This is a genomic window from Actinomadura fibrosa, from assembly GCF_900659615.1.
Classification (GTDB): Bacteria; Actinomycetota; Actinomycetes; order Streptosporangiales; family Streptosporangiaceae; genus Spirillospora; species Spirillospora fibrosa.
On record NZ_CAACUY010000021.1, the window covers coordinates 21,420 to 47,937 of the forward strand.

A 26,518-nucleotide genomic window follows, 5' to 3' on the forward strand; every position below is an offset into this window, starting at 1 on the left:
TCACCGCCGGGTCGTGCCGAGCCATGCCTCCATCGCGGCCCAGGCCCGGGCGAGCATGTCCGGACGGATCATGTCCGAGTGCTTGCAGGGAAGGCGGACCTCGGAGATCTCCCCGGAGATGTACGGAGCCCACCGGCCGGCCATGGCCTCACCCTCGTCCCGCCCCTCGTCCGCCACGAGCAGCAGCGCGTTCCCGTCGAAGCGGCCGAACTCGTGGGCGCCCCGGATGGTCATGTTGGTGCGGAAGACGCGCGCGAGGGTCCGGTACTCGTCGTCCGAGATGGCCCCGAGGATGTGGCCGGCCTCCCTGCGCATCCGCTCCATCAGGTGCTCCAGAACACCTTCTTCGTCGCCGGCGGCGCCGTCCCTCACCGGCTCGTCCCGCCGCCCTCCGGCCGCGGAGTCCGGGCGGCCGCCCGGGGCCGGCGGATAGGTGTCCATGATGACCAGGGCCGCGACCTCCTCCCCGGCGGCCTGCAACTGGACGGCGATCTCGTGCGCCGGGACGCCCCCGAAGGACCATCCCAGGAGGTGGTAGGGACCGGTCTCCTGCACCGACCGGATCTGCGCCGCGTAGTCCGCCGCCATCTCGCGGACGGACCCGGAGAGCCCGGTGGTCCCGTCGAGCCCGCGGGCCTGGAGCCCGTAGATCCGGAACCCGTCCGGGACGTGCCGGGCCATCGGCATGTAGCACCAGCTCATCCCGCTCCCCGGGTGGACGCAGAAGATCGGCGTCCCGTCCCCGCTCGTCCGGATGGGCAGCAGGACGTCGAGGGCGTCGTGGACGGACGCGAGGTCCATCCGGGCCATCAGGCCGCCGACCGTCCGTCCCATGAGGAGGTCCCGCACCGAGACCGCCACCCCCCGCTCCGCCAGGCGCGCGGCCAGCTTCGCCGCGAGCAGGGAATGGCCGCCCGAGGCGAAGAAGTCGTCGTCCACGCCCACCGCGTCCAGCCCCAGGACCTCGGCGAACGCGGCGCACAGGACGTCCTCCAGCGCGGTGACCCGTCCCCGGCTCGCCGCGCGCGGAGCGGCGGCCGCGGGCGCCGGCAGCGCCCGGCGGTCCACCTTCCCGTTCACCGACAGGGGCAGCGCGTCCAGCACCACCACCGCCGATGGCACCATGTACTCCGGCAGCCTGTCCGCGCACCGCCGCCCGGCCGAGCGCGCCAGGTCCTCGCGGTCCCGGTCCGCCGCGCCGTCCGCGGGGACGAGGTAGGCGGTCAGCCGCCGCTCACCGGGGACGTCCTCGCGGACGATCACGGCGGCCTGCGCGACGGCGGGATGCCCGGCGAGGACCGCCTCCACCTCGCCCGGCTCGATCCGGAACCCGCGGATCTTGACCTGGTCGTCCGCCCGGCCGAGGAACTCCAACTCGCCCCGGGCGTTCCAGCGCGCCCGGTCGCCGGTGCGGTACATCCGCTCGCCCGGCCGGAACGGATGGGCGACGAACCGCTCGGCGGTCAGGGCGGCGTGGTTCACGTACCCGCGCGCCACACCCGCGCCGGCCACGTACAGCTCCCCGGCGACGCCCCGCGGGACCGCGCCGAGCCGCTCGTCGAGCACGTACACCTGCGCGTTGGCCACCGGTGCGCCGATGTGCGGGCGCTCCTCCGGCGCCAACGGCGCGGTCATCGTCGCGCACACGGTGGTCTCCGTCGGCCCGTAGGCGTTGACGAGGTCCCGGTCCGGCGCCCACCGGCGCACCTGGTCCGGCCCGATCGCCTCACCGGCGGACACGAGGGTGCGCACCGGCGCCAGATCCTCGACCCCGAGCACCGACAGCACCGCCGGCGGCAGCGTCGCGTGCGTCACCCCGTGCCGCCGGACCACCTCCGCCAGGCCCGCTCCCGGCAGGAGCTCCGCCGCCGGCGCCACGACCAGCCCCGCACCCGCGCACAGCGCCATCAGCCATTCCCAGGTCGCGGCGTCGAAGCCCGGCGAGGCGAACTGGAGGACCCGGGCGCCCGGTCCGGCCGCGAGGCGCTCCAGCTGCGCCGTCGCCAGGTTCACCGCGCCCGCGTGCGTGACGGCCACTCCCTTCGGCCGCCCGGTCGACCCGGAGGTGTAGATCACGTAGGCCAGCCCGTCACCGGGCATGGCCGCGCCGGGGCCGGTCTCCGGCGACGAAGCGACCCGCTCCGCGACGTCCGGGTCGTCGAGCCAGACGACGTGCCCGTCCTCGACGGCGCCGGCCACGTTCCCCGGCACGTCCCGGCGGCTCACCACGAGGCGCGTCCCGCTGTCGGCCAGCATGTAGGCGATCCGCTCGGCCGGGACGGCGGGGTCGATCGGCAGGTACGCGCTCCCCGCCTTCACCACGGCGAGCAGCGCCACGATCAGGTCGACACCGCGGTCCATGGCGACGGCCACGGGAACCTCGGGGCCCGCTCCCCGGCTCGTCAGGTAGTGCGCCAGCCGGTTCGTCCGGCGCTCCAGCTCCCCGTACGAGACGCAGGCGTCATCGGAGATCAGGGCGGGCGCGCCGGGAGTCCGCGCGGCGTGCGCCGCGAGCAACTCCACGACCGACTCCCCCGCCGGCTCGACTGACGTGCCGTTCACGTCCGCCAGGATCCACCGGCGCTCCTGCTCGCTGAGCACCTCGACCTGGCTGACCCGCGTCGCCGGTTCGGCGGCCACCAGCCCGAGGACACGGATCCAGCGGTCCGCCAGATCCTCGACGGTTCCGCGTTCGAACAGGTCCGCCGTCCCGACGAGCGACCCCCTGATGCCCGCGGGCGCCCCGTCCCGGTCGAACGCTTCGCTGACCACGACGTCCAGGTCGAACTTCGCCGTCGCCGGCCCGCCCGGCGTCCGGTCGCCCGTCTCGTCCGTCTCGTCCTTGCCGCCCGTCTCGCCCGGGAGCCTCCCGGCGGTGACCGTCCCCAGGTCCAGGACGGCCCGCGCGTTGTTCTGGAGCGTGAACATCACCTGGAACAGGGGGTGGCGGGCCAGGCTGCGATGCGGGTCGAGCTCCTCGACGAGCCGCTCGAACGGCACGTCCTGGTGCTGGTAGGCGTCCAGGCTCGTCTCCCGGACGCGGGCCAGGACCTCCGTGAAGGCGGGGTCGGCCGACAGGTCGGTGCGCAGGACCAGGGTGTTGACGAAGAAGCCGACCAGATCGTCCAGCGCCTCGTCCGCGCGGCCCGCGACCGCCGACCCGATCGGGATGTCCCGCCCCGCGCCCAGCCGCGACAGCAGGACCGCCAGGGACGCCTGCAACACCATGAACAGCGTCACGCCCTCGGCCCTGGCCAGCCGCGTCAGCTCGGCGTGCACGCCCGCCGGGATCTCCAGCCCCGCCCGGTGCCCGCGGTAACCGGGCGCCGCCGGACGCGGCCGGTCCGCCGGCAGCGCGAGCTCTTCCGGGATCCCGGCCAGCGCCTGCCGCCAGTAGCCGATCTGCCGGGACGACACGCTGTCCGGGTCGTTCTCATCGCCGAGCAGCTCGCGCTGCCACAGCGCGTAGTCGGCGTACTGCACCGGGAGAGCCGCCCACTTCGGCACACGCCCCTCGGTCCGGGCCCGGTACGCCTCGGACACGTCCCGCGCGAGCGGACGCATCGACCAGCCATCACCGGCGATGTGATGCACCACCAGCACCAGCACGTGCTCATCGGGGCCGGCCCTCAGCAGCCACGCCCGGACCGGCACCTCCGCCGACAGATCGAACGCGGACGACACCGCCGCCTCCACCTGCCCGGCCACCGCGGCCGGTATCGGTGCCCCCGCAGGTTCCGCCGGTGCCGTCGCCGTCGCCGTCGCGCCGGAGTCGTGCACGTCGAGGATGCGCAGAGACCAGTCGAGCTCGTCCATGTCCAGGACGCGCTGGTACGGCTCGCCGTCCACCGCCGGGTAGATCGTCCGCAGCACCTCGTGCCGCTCCAGCACGTCCCGCAGCCCCGCGGCCAGCGCATCCCGGTCGAGGTCACCGGTCAGCCGCAGCACCACCGGGCTGTTGTAGGTCGCGCTCGGCCCCTCCAACTGCGCCAGGAACCACAGGCGGCGCTGCGCGAACGACAACGGCACCCGCTCGGGACGCTCCCGCGCCGTCAGCGCCGGACGCACCACCCCGTCGTCCGTCCCGGACGCCAACCCGGCCGCCAGACCCGCGACCGTGGGCGTCTGGAACACCGTCCGGATCTCCACCTCGGCACCCAGAACCGTGCGGATACGGCTCACCAGCCGCGTCGCCAGCAACGAGTGGCCGCCCAAAGCGAAGAAGTCGTCCTCCACCCCGACCCGATCCAGGCCCAGGACCTCGGCGAACACCTGGCACAGCAGCTCCTCGCGCGCACCGGCCGGGCCGCGGCTCTCCTTCATCCGGTACTCCGGCGCTGGGAGTGCACGGCGGTCCAGCTTGCCGTTGCCGGTCAGAGGCAGCGCGTCCAGCACCACCACCGCCGACGGCACCATGTACTCCGGCAACCGCTCCGCGCACATCCGCCTGACCGCGGACGCCAGCTCCTCGCCGTCCTGGCCCGCCGTACCGTCCGCCGGAACGACGTAGCCGATCAGACGCCGGTCACCAGGGGTGTCCTCGCGCGCGATGACCGCGGCCCGCGCGACCGCGGGATGGCCGGCCAGGACCGCCTCCACCTCGCCCGGCTCGATCCGGAATCCGCGCACCTTCACCTGGTCGTCGACCCGGCCCACGAACTCCAGCTCACCGGCGGCGTTCCAGCGGACCCGGTCGCCCGTCCGGTACATGCGCTCGCCCGCCGCGAACGGATCGGCCACGAACCGCTCCGCCGTCAGAGCGGCCCGGCCCAGGTATCCGCGCGCGAGCTGCGCACCCGAAACGTACAGTTCACCGGCCACACCCGACGGCACCACGCCCAGGGCGTCATCCAGCACGTACAGCCGTGTGCCGGCGACCGCGCCGCCGATCGGCGCCGCCCCGCCGGCGAGACCGCCCCGAGCCAGGCGCGTGGTCGCCACGCCGATCGTGGTCTCCGTCGGCCCGTAGTGGTTGAACACCGCGCAGCCCGCGTCCCCGGCCGCCGCGAGGAGGTCCTCCAGCCAGCCCGCCGCGGCCGCCTCGCCACCGAGGACCAGCGACCGCGCGGGCAGCGTCCCGGCCCGTCCGTCACGCCCGGCCGGGCCGGTCGCCCCGGCCGACAGTGCCGCCCAGTGCGACGGGACTGCCTTCACGAAATCGATCCCGTTCCGGTCCAGGTACTCCGCTACCGCGCTCGCATCGGTGACCATCTCCGTCGGCAGCACATGCAGTTCACCACCGCTCACCAGGCTGGAGAACACCACCGTGTTCCCCAGATCCGTGAACGGCGCCTGCAACAGCCCGTACCGGCCCGATCCGCCATCGGCTCCGAAACCCACGACCGGCGGTACCGATGTCACATAGGTGGCCAGCCCTTCCTGAGTGACTCCCACCCCCTTGGGACGGCCCGTCGACCCCGAGGTGTACATCACGTACGCCAGAGCGCCGCCCGGTATCCCGACTCCGAGCGGGCCGTCCGGAAGGCCGTTCACGAGAACGGAGACCACCGGATCGTCCAGGGCCACCACCCGAACCCGGCCCGCGGGCAGGTCTTCCACGACCTCCTGCGTGCCCAGCACCAGCACCGCGCCCGCGTCGGCGAGCATGAACGCGACCCGCCCCGCCGGCAGCGCCGGGTCGATGGGCAGGTACGCGCCACCGGCCTTCCACACCGCCAGCAACGCCACGATCATCTCGGCGCCGCGCGGCAGGCACAGGCCCACGACGGACTCCGCGCCCACCCCCTGGGCGATCAGATACCGAGCGAGCCGGTTCGCCCGCTCGTCCACCTCCCGGTACGTGACGGACTCGTCCTGCGAGACCACCGCCACCGCGTCCGGCGACCGCAGCACCTGCTCCTCGAACAGAGCGACCACCGGCGCGTCCGGCTTCGCCGCGGCGTCACCGGTTCCCGCCGCCAGGATCCGCCGCTCCTCGTCCTCGGGCAGGACGGCGACCGCGCTCAGCGGGAGATCGTTCGCGGTGCCGCCGTCCAGCAGGACGTCGAGGGCGCCGACCATGGAGTCGATCGCGGTCTGCAACAGCCCGGCCACCGCGTCCGCGTCCATCGGCGCGACCGCGTCGACCACCAGGCCGAACCCGTCACGGAGGTCTTCGATCCCGACGGTCAGCGGGTAGTTGTTGCGCGTCTGCGAGAAGACCCTCCTGATGCCGCCGCGGCGACGAGGCTCGCCGCCGGAGGCGATCCCGTCCGCCCTGTAGGCGTAGGTGTAGTTGAAGAGCGAGGCGAAGAGGGGCCTGTCGGCCGGTACCGAGCTGGCGCGCTGGGCGACGGCGAGCGGGGCGTGCTCGTGCTCCAGCAACCCGGCCAGCACCTCCCGCGTCGCCGTCACGGCCTCCAGCACCCCGGCGCCACCGACCCGGATGCGGACGGGCAGCGTGTTGATGAACAGCCCGGCCGCGCGGTCGGCTCCGGCACCGGCCTGCATCCGGCCGAACAAGACCGTCCCGAACACCACGTCGTCCCGGCCCGAGATCGCCGCCAGCATCCGCGCGTACGCCACATGCATCAGCGTCGCCGGGCTCACACCGAGCCGCCGCGCGACCTCCCGCAACCGGCTCGCCAGCCGCTCGTCCAGGTGCCGGACCGTGCGCACCGCACCGGAGCCGTCGCCACGCACGTCCGCCACCCCGAACGGCAGCGTCGGCTCGCTCACTTCCGCCAGCATGTCCGCGAAGAACCGCTCATGCTCGGCCACCGGGACACCGCCCCGGGCCTGCGCCACGAACTCCCGGTAGGAGGACGGCTCCGGCAGGTCCGCGCCCCGCCCGGCCATGAACGCCCGGACCTCGTCCAGCAGGACGTCCTTCGCGGTGTGGTCCTGGACCAGGTGATGCTGCCGGATCAGAGCCAGCCACGTGTCCGTGCCCGGACGCCGGGCGATGTGCACATCGAGCAGCGGAGCCCGTCCCAGATCCATCCTCAGGCCGCCCGCGGCCACCAGGTCCGCCACGGGATCCTCGGTCCCCGGTTCAAGGATCAGCTCGTGGACCGGCATCCGGGCCGAGCGCCAGACCACCTGCACCGGCTCGCGCAGCCCCTCCCACACCACACCGGTGCGGAACACGTCATAACGGTCCACGACCTGCTGCAACGCGCCCACGAAACCGTCGAGGGCCTCCCGTCCCTCGAACTCCGCAACGGTCGGCTGGACGTAGACGTCATCACCGCCTTGGGTCTCCAGAAGGTGGTGGAAGAAGATCCCTTCCTGGAGTGGCGCCAGGGGGTAGACGTCGGCGACGTTGGACGCACCACCCTCCACCGCCGCCACCACACGCTCCACCTCGGCCTCGGTGAGCTCCACCAGCGGCAACATCTCCGGAGTGATCCGCTCGGCGCCCTCGGGGATCAGGTTGGGCGGGACCACGACCGGCTTGGGACCGGCCACCGCTGCCAGGCCCGCCACCGTCGGCGTCTGGAACAACGCCCGCACCGACACCGACACCCCACGCACCCGCAACCGCTCCACCAACGACACCGCCAATAAGGAGTGACCGCCCAAGGCGAAGAAGTCGTCATCGACGCCCACCTGGTCGAGCCCCAGGACCTCGGCGAAGACTTGGCAGAGCAGTTCCTCGCGTGCATCGGCCGGACCCCGGCCCTGCCTGGTGCGATACTCCGGAGCGGGGAGGGCGCGGCGGTCCAGCTTGCCGTTGGTGGTGAGCGGCAGCGCGTCCAGCACCACCACCGCCGAGGGGACCATGTACTCCGGCAACCGATCCGCGCAGACCTTCCTGGCAAGGCCCGCCAAGTCCTCTGCCGCACTGTCGGCAGGGACGATGTAGGCGATCAGGCGCTGGTCACCGGGGGTGTCCTCACGGACGATCACCGCCGCCTGAGCGACGGCCGGATGCCCGGACAGAACCGCCTCCACCTCGCCCGGCTCGATCCGGAACCCGCGGATCTTCACCTGGTCGTCCGCCCGGCCCACAAACTCCAACTCACCGGAGGCATTCCAGCGGACGCGGTCACCGGTCCGGTACATCCGCTCACCGGGCTGGAAGGGGTCGGCCACGAACCGCTCGGCCGTCAACCCGGCCCGGCCCACATACCCGCGCGCGAGCTGGACGCCCGACACATACAACTCACCGGTCACCCCCGGCGGAACTATCCCCAGTTCCCCGTCCAGGACATAGACGCGAGTGTTGGCGATCGGAGCACCGATCGGCGCCTGCTCCCCCGGCACCAACGGCAGGCTCATCGTCGCGCACACCGTCGTCTCCGTCGGACCATACGCATTGATCAACCGCCGCCCCGCAGCCCACCGCTCCACCAGCCCCGGACCCATCGCCTCACCCGCCGACACCAACGTCCGCACCGACCCCAGATCGTTGACGTCCAGGACCGACAGCACCGCCGGCGGCAACGTCACATGCGACACCCCATACCGCCCAACCACCTCAGCCAGGCCCGCACCCGGCACCAGTTCGGTCGCCGGAGCCACCACCAGACCCGCACCCGCACACAACGCCATCAACCACTCCGACGTCGCCGCATCAAAACCAATCGAGGCGAACTGCAACACCCGCGCTCCGGGCTCCACCCCGAACCGCTCCACCTGAGCCCGCACCAGATTCACCGCACCCGCATGCGTCACCCCCACACCCTTCGCACGCCCCGTCGACCCCGACGTATAAATCACATACGCCAAGGCGCCAGCGGCCACCTCCACACCGGGGCGGTCTTCCGGGAGGCCATCCACCAGAGCCGCGACCGCCGGATCATCCAGTGCCACGATCCGGACGCGACCGGCGGGCAGTTCCTCGGCCACTTCCTGTGTCCCCAACACCAGCACCGCACCGGCGTCAGCGAGCATGAACGCCACCCGGCTCGCCGGCAACGCCGGATCGACCGGCAAATACGCACCACCGGCCTTCCACACCGCCAACAACGCCACCACCAAATCCACCCCACGCGGCAAACACAAAGCCACCACCGATTCGGCACCCACACCCTGCGCCACCAGGAACTGAGCCAGCCGATTCACCCGCCCGTCCAACTCCCGGTACGACACCGACTCATCAGCCGACACCACCGCCACCGCATCCGGCGACCGCCGCACCCACTCCTCAAACAGCTCCACCACCGACGCATCGATCTCCGGGACGATCGGACCGGTCCCGGCGGCCAGCACCCGCTGCCGCTCGCTCTGCGGCATCACCTGGATTCCGCTCAAGGAGGCGTCGCCTTCGATGCCGCCGTCCAGCAGCGCGGCCAGGGTGTCGAGCAGGTTGGCGACCGTGGTGTGCAGCAGATCGCACACCATGTCCGCGTCCACTGGCGCGACAGCGTCGACGAGCAGGTCGAATCCGGTGCCGCGGTCGCGCACCGCGACCGCGAGCGGGTAGTTATGGCGGTCTTGGCTGAACACCGGCCGGATGGCACCGCCACCGCCACCGCCGGCACGCGACGCAGGGGCGGGAGTGGCGGCGGCGGTGCGGGCGTAGGTGTAGTTGAAGATGGACGTGAAGAGGGGCGTGTCGGCCGGTACCGAGCTGGCGCGCTGGGCGACGGCGAGCGGGGCGTGCTCGTGCTCCAGCAGTCCGGCGAGCAGTCGGCGGGTGGCGGTGATGGCTTGGAGGACGCCGGTTCCGCCGACCTGGACGCGGGCGGGCAGCGTGTTGATGAACAGTCCGGCCGCGCGGTCGGCTCCGGCGCCGGCCTGCATCCGGCCGAACAGCACCGTCCCGAACACCACGTCGTCCCGGCCCGAGATCGCCGCCAGCGTGCGCGCGTATGCCACATGCATCACCGTCGCCGGGCTCACGCCCAGCCGCCGCGCCACCTCACGCAACCGCTCGGACGATTCCTGCTCCAGAGCGCGTTCCGCCCGTATCGCGCCAGAGCCGTCGCCACGTACGTCCGACACTCCGAACGGCAGCGTCGGCTCGCTCACCTCCGCGAGCATCTCCGCGAAGAACCGCTCATGCTCAGCGGCCGAGATCCCGCCCCTGGCCTGGGCGACGAAGTCCCGGTAGGGCGGCGGCTCGGGCAGTTCTCCACCTCGTCCGGTCAAGAAGGCTCGGATCTCGTCCAGCAGGACGTCCTTCGCGGTGTGGTCTTGAACCAGGTGGTGCTGCCGGATCAGGGCCAGCCACTGGTCTGAGTCGGGACGTTGGGCGATGTGCATGTCCGTGAGGGGTGCGCGGCGCAGGTCCATGACCAGGCCACCGGCGGACACCAGCGCCGCTACCGGGTCCTCGGTTCCCGGATCGAGGACGATTTCGCGTACGGGCAGCTCGGCTGCACGCCAGACCACCTGCACCGGCTCGTGCAGCCCCTCCCACACCACACCGGTGCGGAACACGTCGTGACGGTTCACTACCTGCTGCAACGCGTCCACGAACGCGTCCAGGCGCTCACGGCCGTCGAACTCCAGCACCAGTGGAAGCACGTACGTGTCGTTGCCCTCGCCCGCTTCCATGAGGTGGTGGAAGAAGATGCCCTCCTGGAGTGGCGCCAGAGGATAGACGTCGGCGACGTTGGACGCACCACCCTCCACCGCCGCCACCACACGCCCCACCTCAGCCTCGGTAAGCTCCACCAGCGGCAACATCTCCGGGGTGATCCGCTCGGCGCCCTCGGGGATCAGGTTGGGCGGGACCACGACCGGCTCGGGACCGGCCACCGCCGCCAGGCCCGCCACCGTCGGCGTCTGGAACAACGCCCGCACCGAGACCGACACCCCGCGCACCCGCAACCGCTCCACCAACGACACCGCCAATAAGGAGTGACCCCCCAAGGCGAAGAAGTCGTCGTCCACACCCACTCGGTCCAAACCAAGGACCTCGGCGAAAACCTCACACAGCAGCTCTTCGTGCGCATCCGCTGGCCCCCGCCCCTGCTTGGTGCGGTACTCCGGGGTCGGAAGGGCGCGACGGTCCAGCTTCCCGTTGGCCGTCAGCGGCAGCGCGTCCAGGACCATCACGGCCGAGGGCACCATGTACTCCGGTAACCGCTCCGCGGTAGCGGCACGAACGAGGTCGGCCAGCGCGCCCTGATCACCATCGTCGGCGATGGGAACGATATAGCCGACCAGGCGCCGGTCGCCGGGGCTCTCGTCACGCACGACCACCGCGGCCTGGGCCACGGCGGGGTGATCGGCAAGGACCGCTTCCACCTCGCCCGGCTCGACGCGGAAACCCCGGATCTTGACCTGGTCGTCGGCCCGGCCGACGAACTCCAGGTCACCGGCGGGGTTCCAGCGGACGCGGTCGCCCGTCCGGTACATCCGCTCGCCCGGACGGAACGGGTCGGCCACGAACCGCTCAGCCGTCAGAGCCGTCCGTCCCATGTACCCGCGCGCCACGCCGGCACCGGCCACGTACAGCTCCCCCGCCACACCGGACGGCACCAACCTCAGGTCCTCGTCCAGCACGAGAACATGGGCGTTCGCCACCGCGCGGCCGATCGGCAGTACCCCATCCACCGGGGCCGACGTCTCGAACTGGGTGGCGCACAACGTGACCTCGGTCGGCCCGTACAAGTGCCGCACGCGGACGCCAGGGCACGCGTCCAGTACGCGCGCGACCGTTTCGGCGGGCACCACGTCCCCGCCCGTCAGTACCTCCTCCACTCCGGTGAAGCAGGCCGGATCCTCCTGCGCCAGCACGCGGCACAGTCCCGCCGTGACATGCACATGCGTCAGCCCGGCCCCGGCCACCAGGGTCCGGAGCGTCGCCGCGTCCATCTCCTGGGCGGGCGCCACGACCACGGACGCTCCCGTGGCGAGCGGAGCCCACATCTCGTACACCGACGCGTCGAAGGCGTGCGGGGCGTGGAACAGCACCCGCGAGTCGTCCGCCAGACCCCAGAAGTCGTCGGAGGCCAGTGCCGCCACGTCCCGGTGCGACACCGCGACGCCCTTCGGCTGCCCGGTGGACCCCGAGGTGTACATCACATAGGCCAGGCCGCCGCCCGGCACGTCCACGTCCAGCGGTTCATCTGGCAGGCACGCCACCTCGCCGGCCATCGCCGGATCGTCGACGACGAGCCATGAGATCGCCCCGTCCAGGTCCTCGGACACCCGGCTCCGCAGGTCCACGGCGAGGTCCGTCGAGGTCAGCGCGCACACCGCGCCCGCGTCGGCCAGCATGAACGCCATCCGGCCCGGCGGGAGCCCCGCATCGATCGGCACGTAGGCGCCGCCGGCCTTCCAGACCGCCAGCAGCGCCACCACCAGATCGGCGCTCCGCTCCATCACCACGCCCACGACCGACTCCGCGCCCACACCCCGCCTGACCAGGTAGCGGGCCAGCCGGTTCGTCCGCTCGTCCAGGTCCCGGTACGAGAGACGCCCGTCCTGCGCCACCACCGCCACCGCGTCCGGTGAGCGCCGGACCCGCCGCTGGAACAGCTCCACCATCGACGCGCCGGGCACCGGCAACGCGGCGCCGTCCCCCGCTCGGAGCGCGCGTTCCCGCTCGCTCGCCGGCAGCACCTCGACCTGGCTGAGCAACGTGTCGCCATCGGTGTCGAGCAGCGTGTCGAGGGCGTCCACGAGATGGGCGATCGTGGTGTGCAGCAACCCGCACACCAACTCGGCGTCCACCGGAGCGACCGCATCGACCACCAGGTCGAAGCCGTCACCGCGGTCACCGACCGCGACCGCGAGCGGGTAGTTGCTGCGCTCCCGGCTGAAGATCCTCTTCATGCCGCCGCCGGTCATGCCTTCGGGCACGGTTTCGGACGAGGCACCGGCATCGGACGCGGAGGCGACCTGGTTGTAGCGGTAGTTGAAGATCGAGGCGAACAGGGGGGTGTCGGCCGGTACCGAGCTGGCGCGCTGGGCGACGGCGAGCGGGGCGTGCTCGTGCTCCAGCAGCCCGGCGAGTAGCTTCCGCGTGGCCGTGATGGCTTGCAGGATCCCGGCGCCGCCGACCTGGACGCGGGCGGGCAGGGTGTTGATGAACAGTCCGGCCGCGCGGTCGGCTCCGGCGCCGGCCTGCATCCGGCCGAACAGCACCGTCCCGAACACCACGTCGTCACGCCCGGATACCACCGCCAGCATCCGCGCGTACGCCACATGCATCACCGTCGCCGGGCTCACGCCCAGCCGCCGCGCCACCTCACGCAACCGCCCCGCCAGCTCCTGATCCAGAAGCTGTGCGGCGCGGACCACGTCAGAACCGTCGCCACGGATCTCCGCCACCCCGAACGGAAGCGTCGGCTCGCTCACCTCCGCCAGCATCTCCGCGAAGAACCGCTCATGCTCAGCGATCGAGATCCCGCCCCTGGCCTGCGCCACGAACTCCCGATACGACGGCGGCTCAGCCAGCTCATCGCCCCGGCCCGCCATGAGCGCCCGCACCTCATCCACCAGGACGTCCATTGCCGTGTGGTCCTGGATCAGGTGGTGGTGCCGGATCAGAGCCAGCCAGCGATCGGAAGTTGGGAACCGAGCGATGTGCACGTCCATCAGGGGTGCGCGGCGCAGGTCCATGACCAGGCCACCGGCGGAGACTAGCTCCGCTACCGGGTCCTCGGTTCCCGGATCGAGGACGACCTCGCGCACGGGCAGCTCGGCTTCACGCCAGACCACCTGCACCGGCTCGCGCAACCCCTCCCACACCACACCAGTGCGGAACACGTCGTGACGGTTCACCACCTGCTGCAACGCGTCCACGAACGCGTCCAGACGCTCACGGCCGTCGAACTCCAGCACCAGCGGAAGCACGTACGTGTCGTTACCCTCGCCCGCTTCCATAAGGTGGTGGAAGAAGATGCCCTCCTGGAGTGGCGCCAGGGGGTAGACGTCGGCGATGTTGGACGCACCACCCTCCACCGCCGCCACCACACGCTCTACCTCGGCCTCGGTGAGCTCCACCAGCGGCAACATCTCCGGGGTGATCTGCTCGGCGTCCTCGGGAATCAGGTTGGGCGGGACGACGACGGGTTCAGGTCCTGCCACCGCTGCCAGGCCCGCCACCGTCGGCGTCTGGAACAACGCCCGCACCGAGATCGACACTCCACGGACCCGCAACCGCTCCACCAACGACACCGCCAGCAGTGAATGACCACCCAACGCGAAGAAGTCGTCATCCACGCCCACCTGGTCGAGCCCCAGGACCTCGGCGAACACCTGGCATAACAACTCTTCGTGGGCATCGGCCGGACCCCGGCCCAGCCGAGTGCGGTACTCCGGAGCGGGGAGGGCGCTGCGGTCCAGCTTGCCGTTAGTGGTGAGGGGCAACGCGTCCAGCACCACCACCGCCGACGGCACCATGTACTCCGGCAGCCGGTCCGCACACCGCTGCCTGACGGCCGACGCCAGTTCCTCGCCGTCCTGATCCGTTGCGCCGTCGACGGGAACGATGTAGGCGACCAGGCGCTGGTCGCCCGGGGTGTCCTCACGAGCGATCACCTTCGCCTGCGCGACCGCGGGGTGCCCGTCGAGGACGGCTTCCACCTCGCCCGGCTCGACCCGGAATCCCCGGATCTTCACCTGGTCGTCCACCCGGCCGACGAACTCCAGCTCACCGGCGGCGTTCCACCGGACCCGGTCGCCCGTCCGGTACATCCGCTCGCCCGACCCGAACGGGGAGGCCACGAACCGCTGCGCTGTCAGGCTCGTCCGGCCCAGGTAGCCTCGCGCGAGCTGGACGCCCGACAAGTACAGTTCTCCCACCACGCCCGGAGGCACGAGGGTGAGGCCCTCGTCCAGCACGAACGCCCGCGTGTTGGTGATCGGCGTGCCGATCGGCACCTGACCGGGCGCTCGCTCACCCGAGGATCCGCGCGCTTCGATCCCGGACGCGGCCGCTCCGGTCGGCGCCTCGGCGGGGCCGTACAGGTTGTGCAGTTCCACATCGCCGCCGAACACCTCGGCGAAGCGCTCGACGACGCCCGGCGGCAGCGCCTCACCGGACGAGACGACCCGCCGCAGGCTCGCGCACTGCCCCGCCGCCGGTTCCCTGAGGAACATCTCCAGCAATGACGGCACGAAGTGCACCGTCGTCACCCGCCGCTCAGTGATCACCGATGCGATATAGGCGGGATCCCGGTGGCCGCCCGGCCGGGCCATCACCAGCACCGCGCCTTCGAGCAGCGGCCAGAACAGCTCCCACACCGAGACGTCGAAGCCGAAGGGGGTCTTGTGCAGGACTCGCTCGTCCTCCGCGACCGCGAAACGCGAACCCATCCACAGGAGCCGGTTCAGGACTCCCTCATGCGACACCACGACGCCCTTCGGCTCGCCCGTCGAGCCGGACGTGTACATCACATATGCCGCGTCACCACCCGAGGCCCCCAGCCGGAGAGGGGAGTTCGAGAGCGCGTTGACCGACGCCGCCACCGCCGGGGCGTCCACGGTCCACGTGACCACTCCGGGCAGTTCCCCGGCCAGATCTTCGGTGGTCAGTACGCCGATCGCGCCCGCATCGGCCAGCATGAACGCGGCGCGGCCGGACGGCAGGTCCGGATCGACGGGCAGGTACGCGCCGCCGGCCTTCCACACCGCGAGCAGCGCCACCACCAGGTCGACGCCCCGCTCCATCACCACGCCCACGACCGACCCCGCGCCCACGCCCTGCGCCGCGAGGTAGCGGGCCAGCCGGTTCGAGCGCTCGTCCAGGTCCCGGTAGGAGAAGCGCGTGTCCCCCGACACCACCGCCGGCGCTTCCGGCGACCGCCGCGCACGCTCCTCGAACAGCTCCGCCGCCGATGCCCGCGGCAGCGGCAGCGCGGCGCCGGTCCCGGCGGACAGGACGTGATCCCGCTCGTCCGCCGACAGCACCCGGACGTCGCTCAGACGGGTCCCCGGCTCCCGGCCCACCTGCTCCAGCACGCGCACCAGCCGTGCCGCGATCCGCTCGACCGTCGCCACGTCGAACAGGTCGGCGGCGCCCATCAGGGCCCCCCGCAGCCCCCCGGGAGCGCCCTGCGGATCGAAGCGTTCCTCCACGGTCAGGTCGAGGTCGAACTTGGCCGTCGACAGCTCGCCCGAGGCGTGCGCGATCGCTTCCACGGCCAGCTTCCCGGTGCCGGACGCCGGCAGGTCCAGTGCTGCCCGCGCGTTGTTCTGCACGTTGAGCATCACTTGGAAGAGAGGGTGGCGGGCGAGGCTGCGATGCGGGTCGAGCTCCTCCACCAGCCGCTCGAACGGCACGTCCTGATGCTGGTAGGCGTTCAGGCTCGTCTCCCGGACCCGGCCCAGCAGCTCGGTGAAGGACGGGTCGCCCGACAGGTCGGTGCGCAGCACGAGCGTGTTGACGAAGCATCCGACCAGATCGTCCAGCGCCTCATCGGTACGGCCCGCGATCGCCGAACCGATCGGGATGTCGGTGCCCGCGCCCAACCTCGACAGCAGCATCGCCAGGGACGCCTGTAACACCATGAACAGCGTCGCGCCCTCGGCCTGGGCGACCGCCATCAGCCGAGCGTGCAGATCCGCCGGGATCTCCAGGGCGGCGATGTGGCCTTGGTGACCTGGCGACGCCGGGCGCGGTCGATCGGCGGGAAGGGCGAGCTCCTCGGGGATCCCGGCCAGCGCCTCCCGCCAGTAGCCGACCTGCCGGGACAGCATGCTCTCGGGGTCGTCCTCGTCGCCGAGCAGTTCGCGTTGCCATAAGGCGTAGTCGGCGTACTGCACCGGGAGGGCCGTCCATCCAGGGGCGCGGCCTTCGCACCGTGCCACGTAGGCCCGGGAGACATCGCGCGCCAGAGGCCCCATCGACCAGCCGTCGCTGGCGATGTGGTGCAGCACGAGCACCAGCACGTGCTCGTCCGGCCCGAGCACCAGCAGCCGCGCCCGGACCGGCACCTCGGCCGACAGGTCGAACGCATACGAGACGGCGTCCGCGACCAGTGCCGACGTCGCGGCGTCCGGGTCCTGGACCTCTTCGATCCGCAGGTCCCAGTCCAGCTCGTCCATGTCCAGGACGTGCTGGTACGGCTCACCGTCCGCCATCGGATAGACCGTCCGGAGCACCTCGTGGCGTTCCAGCACGTCCCGCAGGCCCGCCGCCAGCGCCTTCCGGTCCAGTTCCCCTCGCAGCCGCAACACGAACGGGACGTTGTAGACCGCACCCGTCTCTTCGAACCGGGCCAGGAACCACAGCCGGCGCTGGGCGAACGACAACGGGATCATCGGGACTCCTCCTGCTCACGCATCGGCCGCAACGCAGGCCGGCTCGACTTCCGATCACCGACCTGCCGCGCCAGCTCCGCCACCGTGGGGCTCTGGAACACCGTCCGGATCTCCACCTCGGCGCCCAGCACCGTGCGGATCCGGCTCACCAACCGGGTGGCCAGCAGCGAATGGCCGCCCAGGACGAAGAAGTCGTCGTCCACGCCCACCTGGTCAAGCCTCAGGACCTCGGCGAACACCTGGCACAGCAGCTCTTCGCGTTCATTGGCCGGAGGACGGCTTCTTCCCGCCCGGTACTCCGGCGCCGGGAGGGCGCGGCGGTCCAGCTTGCCGTTGGTGGTGAGGGGCAGCGCGTCCAGCACCACCACCGCCGAGGGGACCATGTACTCCGGCAACCTGCCGGAGCACCGCTGCCTGACCGCGGACGCCAACGCCTCACCGTCCCCGTCCACCGCGCCGCCGGCGGGGACGATGTAGCCGACCAGGCGCCGGTCGCCCGGCGTGTCCTCGCGGGCGATCACGGCGGCCTGGGCGACGGCGGGGTGCCCGGTCAGGACCGCCTCCACCTCGCCCGGCTCGATCCGGAAGCCCCGGATCTTGACCTGGTCGTCCGCCCGGCCCAGGAACTCCAGCTCACCGGCGGTGTTCCAGCGGACCCGGTCACCCGTCCGGTACATGCGCTCGCCCGGACGCAGGGGGTCGGCGAGGAACCGCTCGGCGGTCAGACCCGCGCGGTTGACGTATCCGCGGGCCACCCCGGCGCCGGCGACGTACAGTTCACCCGCTACACCGGGCGAGACCACACTCAGAGACTCGTCCAGGACGTACAACCGGGTGTTGGCCACCGGGCGGCCGATCGGCACCGCGTCGCCGACCTCGACACCGGCCCTCACCTCGAAGACACAGCACCCCACCACCGTCTCGGTCGGCCCGTACTCATTGACGATCACGGCGTCCGGCACCCGCTCCAACCACGAGCGCGCCACCGCCCCCGGCAACGCCTCCCCACCGACCACCAGACACCGCGCCGCGTTCACTGCCTGATCGTCGGAGAGCAGCTCCGCCAGCAACGGCAGATGCCCCGGCACCACCTTCACCAGACCGAACCCACCGCCATCGGCCACCAGCCGCGCCAACCCCTCAGCGCCGCCCTCCGCACTCACCACGACCGCCGACCCCGACACCAACGGCACCAGCACGCTCGTCACCGTCAGATCGAAAGCCAACGACGAATGCAGCGGAGCCCCACTCCCGCCGTCCGCCATCCCGTAGGCCGCCGCCGCCCACCTCACATAGTTGGCCAACCCCTCATGCGTCACCCCCACGCCCTTCGGACGACCCGTCGAGCCCGAGGTGAACATCACGTACGCCAGACCGCTCCCGGACGTCCCGGCCTCGATCCGCGCGTCCGGGAGGCCGCCCGCCATCACCGCCACCGCCGGGTCGTCCAGGGCCACCGTCCGAACCCGGCCCGCAGGCAGATCGTCCAGGACCTCCCGCGTCCCCAGGAGAAGGACCGCGCCCGCGTCGGCGAGCATGAACGCCACCCGGTTCGCCGGTGATGCCGGGTCGACCGGTACATACGCGCCGCCGGCCTTCCACACCGCCAGCAACGCCACGATCATCTCCACGCCGCGCGGCAGGCACAGGCCCACGACCGACTCCGCGCCCACCCCCTGGGCGATCAGATACCGAGCGAGCCGGTTCGCCCGCTCGTCCACCTCCCGATACGTGACGCTCTCGGCACCCGACACCACCGCCGCCGCATCCGGCGACCGCCGGACCTGCTCCTCGAACAGTTCGAGCACCGGCACGCCCGGTCCCGGCACCACGTCGCCGGTTCCGGCGGTCAGCACCCGCTCCCGCTCGTCCGGCGTCACCACCTCGACACTGCTCAGCGGCGTCCGCGGCCGCTCGGCGATCTGCTCCAGCACCCGCACCCAACGCTCGACCAGCCCGGCCACCGTCGACTCGTCGAACAGATCCGCCGTACCTGCCAGCGCACCTCGCAGCCCCGCGGGCGCGCCCATGGAGTCGAAGCGCTCCTCCACCTTCAGGTCGAGGTCGACTCGCGCAGCGGAGAGCCCGGCCGACATCTCGGCGACCGCTTCCGCCGAGAGTCCTCCGATCTCGACCGCCGCCAGATCCAGCGCGGCCCGCGCGTTGTTCTGGAGAGTGATCATCACCTGGAACAGGGGGTGGCGGGCCAGGCTGCGATGCGGGTCGAGCTCCTCCACCAGCCGCTCGAACGGCACGTCCTGGTGCTGGTAGGCGTCCAGGCTCGTCTCCCGGACCCGCCCCAGCAGTTCGGCGAACGACGGATCGCCCGACAGGTCGGTGCGCAGGACCAGGGTGTTGACAAAGAAGCCGACCAGATCGTCCAACGCCTCATCGGTACGGCCCGCGATCGCCGCCCCGATCGGAATGTCCGACCCCGCGCCCAACCGCGACAGCAGGACCGCCAGAGACGCCTGCACCACCATGAACAGCGTCACGCCCTCGGCCCGCGCCAACTCCGTCAACCGGGCGTGCAGGCCCGCGGGAACCTGGAGTTCGGCAGCGTGGCCGCGGTGGCCAGCCACCGCCGGGCGCGGCCGATCCGCCAGCAACGCGAGTTCTTCGGGTATCCCGGCCAGCGTCCGGCGCCAGTACGCGATCTGCCGCGACAGCACACTGTCCGGGTCGTTCTCCTCACCGAGCAGTTCCCGCTGCCATAAGGCGTAGTCGGCGTACTGCACCGGAAGGTGCGTCCACGCCGGGGTCCGATCCAGGCAGCGTGCCGCATAAGCCTGCGAGACGTCCCGGGCGAGGGGACTCGTCGACCATCCGTCACCGGCGATGTGGTGCATCACCAGCACCAGGACGTGCTCGTCCGGCCCCAGTGCCAGCAACCATGCCCGGATCGGCAGGTCCGTCGCCAGATCGAAGACGGACGATGCCGCGTCCGCCATGTGCGCGGTCATCGATGCGGTGTCCGGCGCGTCCACGATCCGCAGGTCCCAGTCGAGCTCGTCCATGCTCAGGACGCGCTGGTACGGCTCGCCGTCCACCGCCGGGTAGATCGTCCGCAGCACCTCGTGCCGCTCCAGCACGTCCCGCAGCCCCGCGGCCAGCGCATCCCGGTCGAGGTCGCCGGTCAGCCGCAGCACCACCGGACTGTTGTAGGTCGCGCTCGGCCCCTCCAACTGCGCCAGGAACCACAGGCGGCGCTGCGCGAACGACAACGGCACCCGCTCGGGATGCTCTCGCGCGGCCAGGACGGGACGTGTTCCAGCGCCCTCGTCCGCGGCCGCCAGATCCGCCGCGAGCCCGGCCACGGTGGGTGCCTGGAAGACCGTCCGGATCTCCACCTCGGCGCCCAAGACCTTGCGGATCCGGCTGACCAGTTTTGTCGCCAGCAACGAGTGACCGCCCAGAGCGAAGAAGTCGTCGTCCACGCCCACCCGATCCAGACCCAGGACGTCGGCGAACACCTGGCACAGCAGCTCTTCGCGTTCATCGGACGGGCCGCGGCTCCGCCCCGCACGGTACTCCGGCGCCGGGAGGACGCGGCGGTCGAGCTTGCCATTGGTGGTGAGAGGCAGGGCGTCCAGCAGCACCACTGCCGACGGCACCATGTACTCCGGCAGCCGCTCCGCGGCGGCGGCACGGACCGACGTCGCCAGCTCGTGGCCGTCCCGGTCCGTCGCGCCGTCGGCGGGGACGATGTAGGCGACCAGGCGCTGGTCGCCTGGGGTTTCCTCGCGGGCGATCACCGCGGCCTGGGCGACGGCGGGGTGCCCGGCCAAGACCGCCTCAACCTCGGCCGGCTCGATCCGGAATCCCCGGATTTTGACCTGGTCGTCCACCCGGCCGACGAACTCCAGGTCACCGGCGGCGTTCCAGCGGACGCGGTCTCCGGTCCGGTACATCCGCTCGCCGGGGTGGAAGGGGTCGGCGACGAACCGCTCCGCCGTCAGACCGGCGCGTCCCACATACCCACGCGCCACCCCGGCCCCGGCCACATACAGTTCGCCTGCCACTCCCGGCGGCACCAGACTCAGGGTCTCGTCCAGCACGAACACCCGCGTGTTGGCGACCGCCCGGCCGATCGGCAGCACATCCGCCACCGGACCAGCCGTCTGGAACTGCGTCGCGCACAACGTCACCTCAGTCGGGCCATACAACTGCCGCACCGAGATTCCGGGGCAGGCTGCCAAGATCCGCGTCACCATGCCCGCCGGCACCACGTCTCCGCCGGTCAGCACCTCGCGCAGACCCGCGAAGCACTCCGGATCCTCCTGGGCCAGCACCCGCCCCAACCCCGCCGTGACATGCACGTGCGTCAACGCGAACTCGGTGATCAGCTCACGCAGCCACGCCGCGTCCACCTCACGCGCGGGTGCCACGACCACCGACGCCCCTGCTGCCAGCGAACCCCACACCTCATATACCGACGCGTCGAAGGCGTGCGGGGCGTGGAACAGCACCCGGGAGTCGGACGACAGCCCCCAGAAGTCGTCGGAGGCCAGTGCCGCCACGTCCTGATGCGACAAACCGACGCCCTTGGGCACCCCTGTCGATCCGGAGGTGTACATGACGTACGCCAGACCACCGCCCGGTGCCATCACGTCCAGGGGCTCCGTCGGGAGACTTCCGACCTGGGCCGTCACCGCCGGGTCGTTCACAGCCACCCACGGCACTGACCCTCGCGCCTCCTCGGACAGCTCCGTGAGCGACTTCACCGAGGTCAGCCCGCATCGCACACCCGCGTCCCGGAGCATGAACGTCACGCGCTCCGCCGGCAGCGCCGAATCGATCGGCAGGTACGCGCCACCCGCCTTCCACACCGCCAGCAGCGACACGATCAACTCCACGCCGCGCGGCAGGCACACACCAACAACCGACTCGACGCCCACACCCTGGGCGATCAGATACCGAGCGAGCCGGGTCGCCCGCCCGTCCAGCTCCCCGTAGGTCACTTCCTGCTGATCCGACACCACCGCCACCGCATCCGGCGACCGCCGCACCCGCTCCTCGAACAGCTCCACCACCGACGCACCCGGGACCGGCAATACGGCGCCCTCGCCGGCGAACAGCAGCCGCTCCCGCTCGCCCGGCGACAGCACCTCGACCGCGTTCAGGCGCGTCCGCGGTTCCCGGGCCACCTGCTCCAGCACCTGGACGAACCGCGCAGCGGTCCGCTCGACCGTCCCCGCGTCGAACAGATCGGCGGTGCCCGTCAGCACACCCCGCAGTCCCGCGGGCGCACCCGTGGCTTCAAAGGACTCGGCCAGACTCAGGTCGAGGTCGAACTTCGCCGTCGCCAGTCCGGCCGACGACTGCGCGATCGCTTCGGCCGGCAGCCCGCCTGCCCGGACCGCCGCCAGGTCCAATCCCGCCCGCGCGGTGTTCTGGAGGGTGATCATCACCTGGAACAGCGGGTGACGGGCCAGGCTGCGATGCGGGTCCAGCTCCTCCACGAGGCGCTCGAACGGGACGTCCTGATGCTGGTAGGCGTCCAGGCTGGTCTCTCGGACCCGCCCCAGCAGCTCGGCGAACGACGGATTCCCCGACAGGTCGGTGCGCATCACGAGCGTGTTGACGAAGAAGCCGACCAGATCGTCCAGCGCCTCATCGGTACGGCCCGCGATCGCCGCCCCGATCGGGATGTCCGACCCCGCACCCAGCCGGGACAGCAGCGCCGCGAGGGAGGCCTGCACCACCATGAACAGCGTCACGCCCTCGGCCCGCGCCAACTCCGTCAACCGGGCGTGCAAGGGTGCCGGGATCTCCAGCCGGACGTTGTGGCCGCGATGGCCGGCCACGGCCGGGCGCGATCGGTCCGCCGGCAGCGCGAGCTCCTCTGGTATCCCGGCCAGCGCCTGCCGCCAGTAGCCGATCTGCCGGGACAGCGCGCTACCGGGGTCGTTCTCGTCGCCGAGCAGCTCGCGCTGCCACATCGCGTAGTCGGCGTACTGCACCGGCAGGTCCCCCCACCCCGGCGCGCGGCCCTCGCACCGCGCCGCGTACGCCTGCGAGACGTCCCGCGCCAGCGGACGCATCGACCAGCCGTCACCGGCGATGTGATGCACCACCAGCACCAGCACGTGCTCGTCCGGGCCGGACTCCAGCAGCCACGCCTGGACCGGCACCTCAGCCGACAGATCGAACCTGTACGACACCGCCGCGGCGACCTGCTCGGCCACCTGGACCGGCACCACCGTCGGCGGCCGGTGCGCAGACCGATCATCACCACCGGATGCCTCGGCCACCACCGTCAGGTCGATCGGCCGGTCGCCGGATCGCCCTTCCCGTCCGTCACTGGCCAGGTCCACGATCCGCAGGGACCAGTCCAGCTCGTCCATCCCCAGGACCCGCTGGTACGGCTCACCGTCCAGCGCCGGATACACCGTCCGCAGCACCTCATGGCGTTCCAGCACGTCCCGCAGGCCCGCGGCCAGCGCGTCCCGGTCGAGGTCGCCGGTCAGCCGCAGCACCACCGGGCTGTTGTACGTCGCGCTCGGCCCCTCCAACTGCGCCAGGAACCACAGGCGGCGCTGCGCGAACGACAACGGCACCCGCTCGGGACGCTCCCGTGCCACCAGTGCCGACCGTCCGGCCACCGCAGGAGCGTGCTCCGACACGATCGCCACCGCGAGTCCGGCCACGGTGGGGCTCTGGAACACCGTCCGGATCGCCACCTCCGCCCCCAGCGCGCTACGGATCCGGCTCACCAGCCGCGTAGCCAGCAGGGAATGCCCGCCCAGCTCGAAGAAGTCGTCGTCCACACCCACTCGATCGAGCCCCAGGACGTCGGCGAACACCTGGCACAGCAGCTCTTCCCGCGCGTCGCCCGGGCCCCGCCCTCGCCTCGTGCGGTACTCCGGCGCCGGGAGCGCGCGGCGGTCCAGCTTCCCCCTCACCGTGAGAGGCAGGGCCTCCAGCACCACCACCGCCGACGGCACCATGTACTCCGGCAGCTTGTCGGCGCAGAGCTTCGCAGCGAGGTGCGCGAGGTCCTCGTTCTCCCGCTCCGCTGCGCCGTCGCCGGGGACGATGTAGGCGACCAGACGGGGCTCACCCGGGGTGTCCTCGCGGGCGATCACCGCCGCTTGGGCGATGGCGGGGTGCTCGGACAGGACCGCCTGCACCTCGCCCGGCTCGATCCGGAATCCGCGGATCTTCACCTGGTCGTCCACCCGGCCGACGAACTCCAGCTCACCGGCGGCGTTCCAGCGGACGCGGTCTCCGGTCCGGTACATCCGCTCGCCCGACCGGAAGGGGTCGGCCACGAAACGCTCCGCCGTCAGCGCAGCCCGGCCCATGTACCCGCGCGCGAGCTGGGCACCCGACACATACAGCTCCCCTGCCACTCCCGGCGGCACCACACCCAGGGCCTCGTCCAGCACGTACACGCGCGTGTTGGCGATCGGCCCGCCGATGTGGGCGTGCTCGCCAGGTGCCAGCGGCATGCTCATCGTCGCGCACACCGTGGTCTCGGTCGGCCCGTAGGCGTTCACCAGCCGCCGTCCCGGAGCCCACCGCTGCACCAGCCCCGGACCCATCGCCTCACCCGCCGACACCAACGTCCGCACCGACGCCAAGTCCCCGCCGTCCAGGACCGACAGCACCGCCGGCGGCAACGTCACATGCGACACGCCATGCCGCTCGACCACGTCCGCCAATCCCGCACCCGGCACCAGTTCGGTCGCCGGAGCCACCACCAGACCCGCCCCCGCACACAACGCCATCAACCACTCCCAGGTCGCGGCGTCGAAACCGATCGAGGCGAACTGCAACACCCGCGCGTCCGGCTCAACGCAGAAGTGCTCCATCTGAGCGGTCGCCAGGTTCACCGCACCCGCATGCGACAGCCCCACGCCCTTCGCACGCCCCGTCGACCCCGACGTGTAGATCACATACGCCAGCCCGTCCCGGGACGTCCGCAGCCTGAGCGGTTCATCAGGCAAGCTGTCGACCAGCGCCGACACCGCCGGGTCGTCCAGCGCGACGATCCGCACCCGACCGGCGGGCAGATCCTCGGCCACCTCCTGCATGCCCAGAACCAGCACCGCACCGGCATCGGCCAGCATGAACGCCACCCGGCTCGCCGGTAAGGCCGGATCGATCGGCAGATACGCACCACCGGCCTTGCCCACCGCCAGCAGCGACACGATCAGCTCCACGCCGCGCGGCATGCACAACCCCACCACCGATTCCGCACCCACACCCTGCGCCACCAGGAATCGAGCCAACCGATTCGCCCGCGCATCCAGCTCCCGGTACGAGACGGACTCCTCCTGCGACACCACCGCCACCGCATCCGGCGACCACCGCACCCACTCCTCGAACAGCCCCACCGCCGAGACGTCCGGCACGGGCACGGCCTCGCCGACCCCGGCGGCGAGCACCCGCTCACGCTCACCCGCCGCCAGCACCTCGATCCGGCTCAGACGAGTACCCGGCTCCTCGACGACCTGCTCCAGGACGAGCATCAACCGCGCCGCGATCCGCTCGACCGTCGGCTTGTCGAACAGGTCCACCGCACCGGTCAGCACGCCCCCCATTCCGGCGGGTGCACCCGCCGGATCGAAGCGCTCCTCCAGCCCCAGATCGAGATCGGACGTCACCGTCGCCGTCCGCGAACCCATGCCCACGGCCTGGACGCCGGGCAGGTCCACAGTGCCCCGTACGTTGTTCTGCAGAGTGAGCAGCACTTGGAAGAGGGGGTGGCGGGCGAGGCTGCGGTGCGGGTCGAGCTCCTCCACCAGCCGCTCGAACGGGACGTCCTGGTGCTGGTAGGCGTCCAGGCTCGTCTCCCGAATCCGCTTCAGCAGCTCACTGAACGACGGATCGCCCGACAGGTCGGTACGCAGCACCCGCGTGTTGACGAAGCAGCCGACGAGCTCGTCCAGCGCCTCATCGGTACGGCCCGCGGTTCCCGAGCCGATCGGGATGTCCGTGCCCGCGCCCAGCCGGGACAGCAGCGTCGTCAGCGACGCCTGCATCACCATGAACAGCGTCACGCCCTCGGCCTGGGCGAGCCTCCTCAGCCGGGCGTGCAGTCTCGCCGGGACCGCCAGGTCGGTGCTGTGCCCCTGGTGACCGGCCACCGCCGGCCGCGGCCGGTCCGCTGGCAACGCGAGCTCCTCGGGGATACCGGCGAGGGCCTCCCGCCAGTACGCGAGCTGCCGGGACAGGACGCTGTCGGGGTCATCCTCGTCGCCGAGCAGTTCGCGCTGCCACAGCGCGTAGTCGGCGTACTGCACCGGCAGCTCCGCCCACACCGGCGCCCGGCGCTCGCACCGCGCGGCATAAGCCTCGGAGACGTCCCGCGCCAGCGGTCCCATCGACCAGCCGTCAGCGGCGATGTGGTGCACCACCAGCACGAGGACGTGCTCGTCCGGCGCCACCACCAGCAACGACG

2 protein-coding genes (1 of these 2 running past the window's edge) are annotated in these 26,518 nt (G+C 71.7%); both read right to left on the reverse strand.

Going from position 1 to position 26,518, the window contains the following annotated elements; genetic code table 11:
• Positions 1-17,109: a non-ribosomal peptide synthetase gene (locus E1300_RS10925; RefSeq protein WP_131756776.1), complete on the reverse strand. Its 17,109-nt coding sequence runs from the start codon at positions 17,107-17,109 to the stop codon at positions 1-3.
• Positions 17,106-26,518, reverse strand: partial view of a non-ribosomal peptide synthetase gene (locus tag E1300_RS10930; RefSeq protein ID WP_131756777.1) — the 3' portion only. The gene runs 6,793 nt beyond the window's last position; only the last 9,413 of its 16,206 coding nucleotides appear in the window; the start codon falls outside the window, past its right edge; the stop codon is at positions 17,106-17,108. The genes E1300_RS10925 and E1300_RS10930 overlap by 4 nt, the downstream gene beginning before the upstream one ends.

Bases quoted from the DNA above. Each gene is read 5' to 3' on its own strand.
- E1300_RS10925 (WP_131756776.1), bottom strand. From the start codon at position 17,109: ATGATCCCGTTGTCGTTCGCCCAGCGCCGGCTGTGGTTCCTGGCCCGG.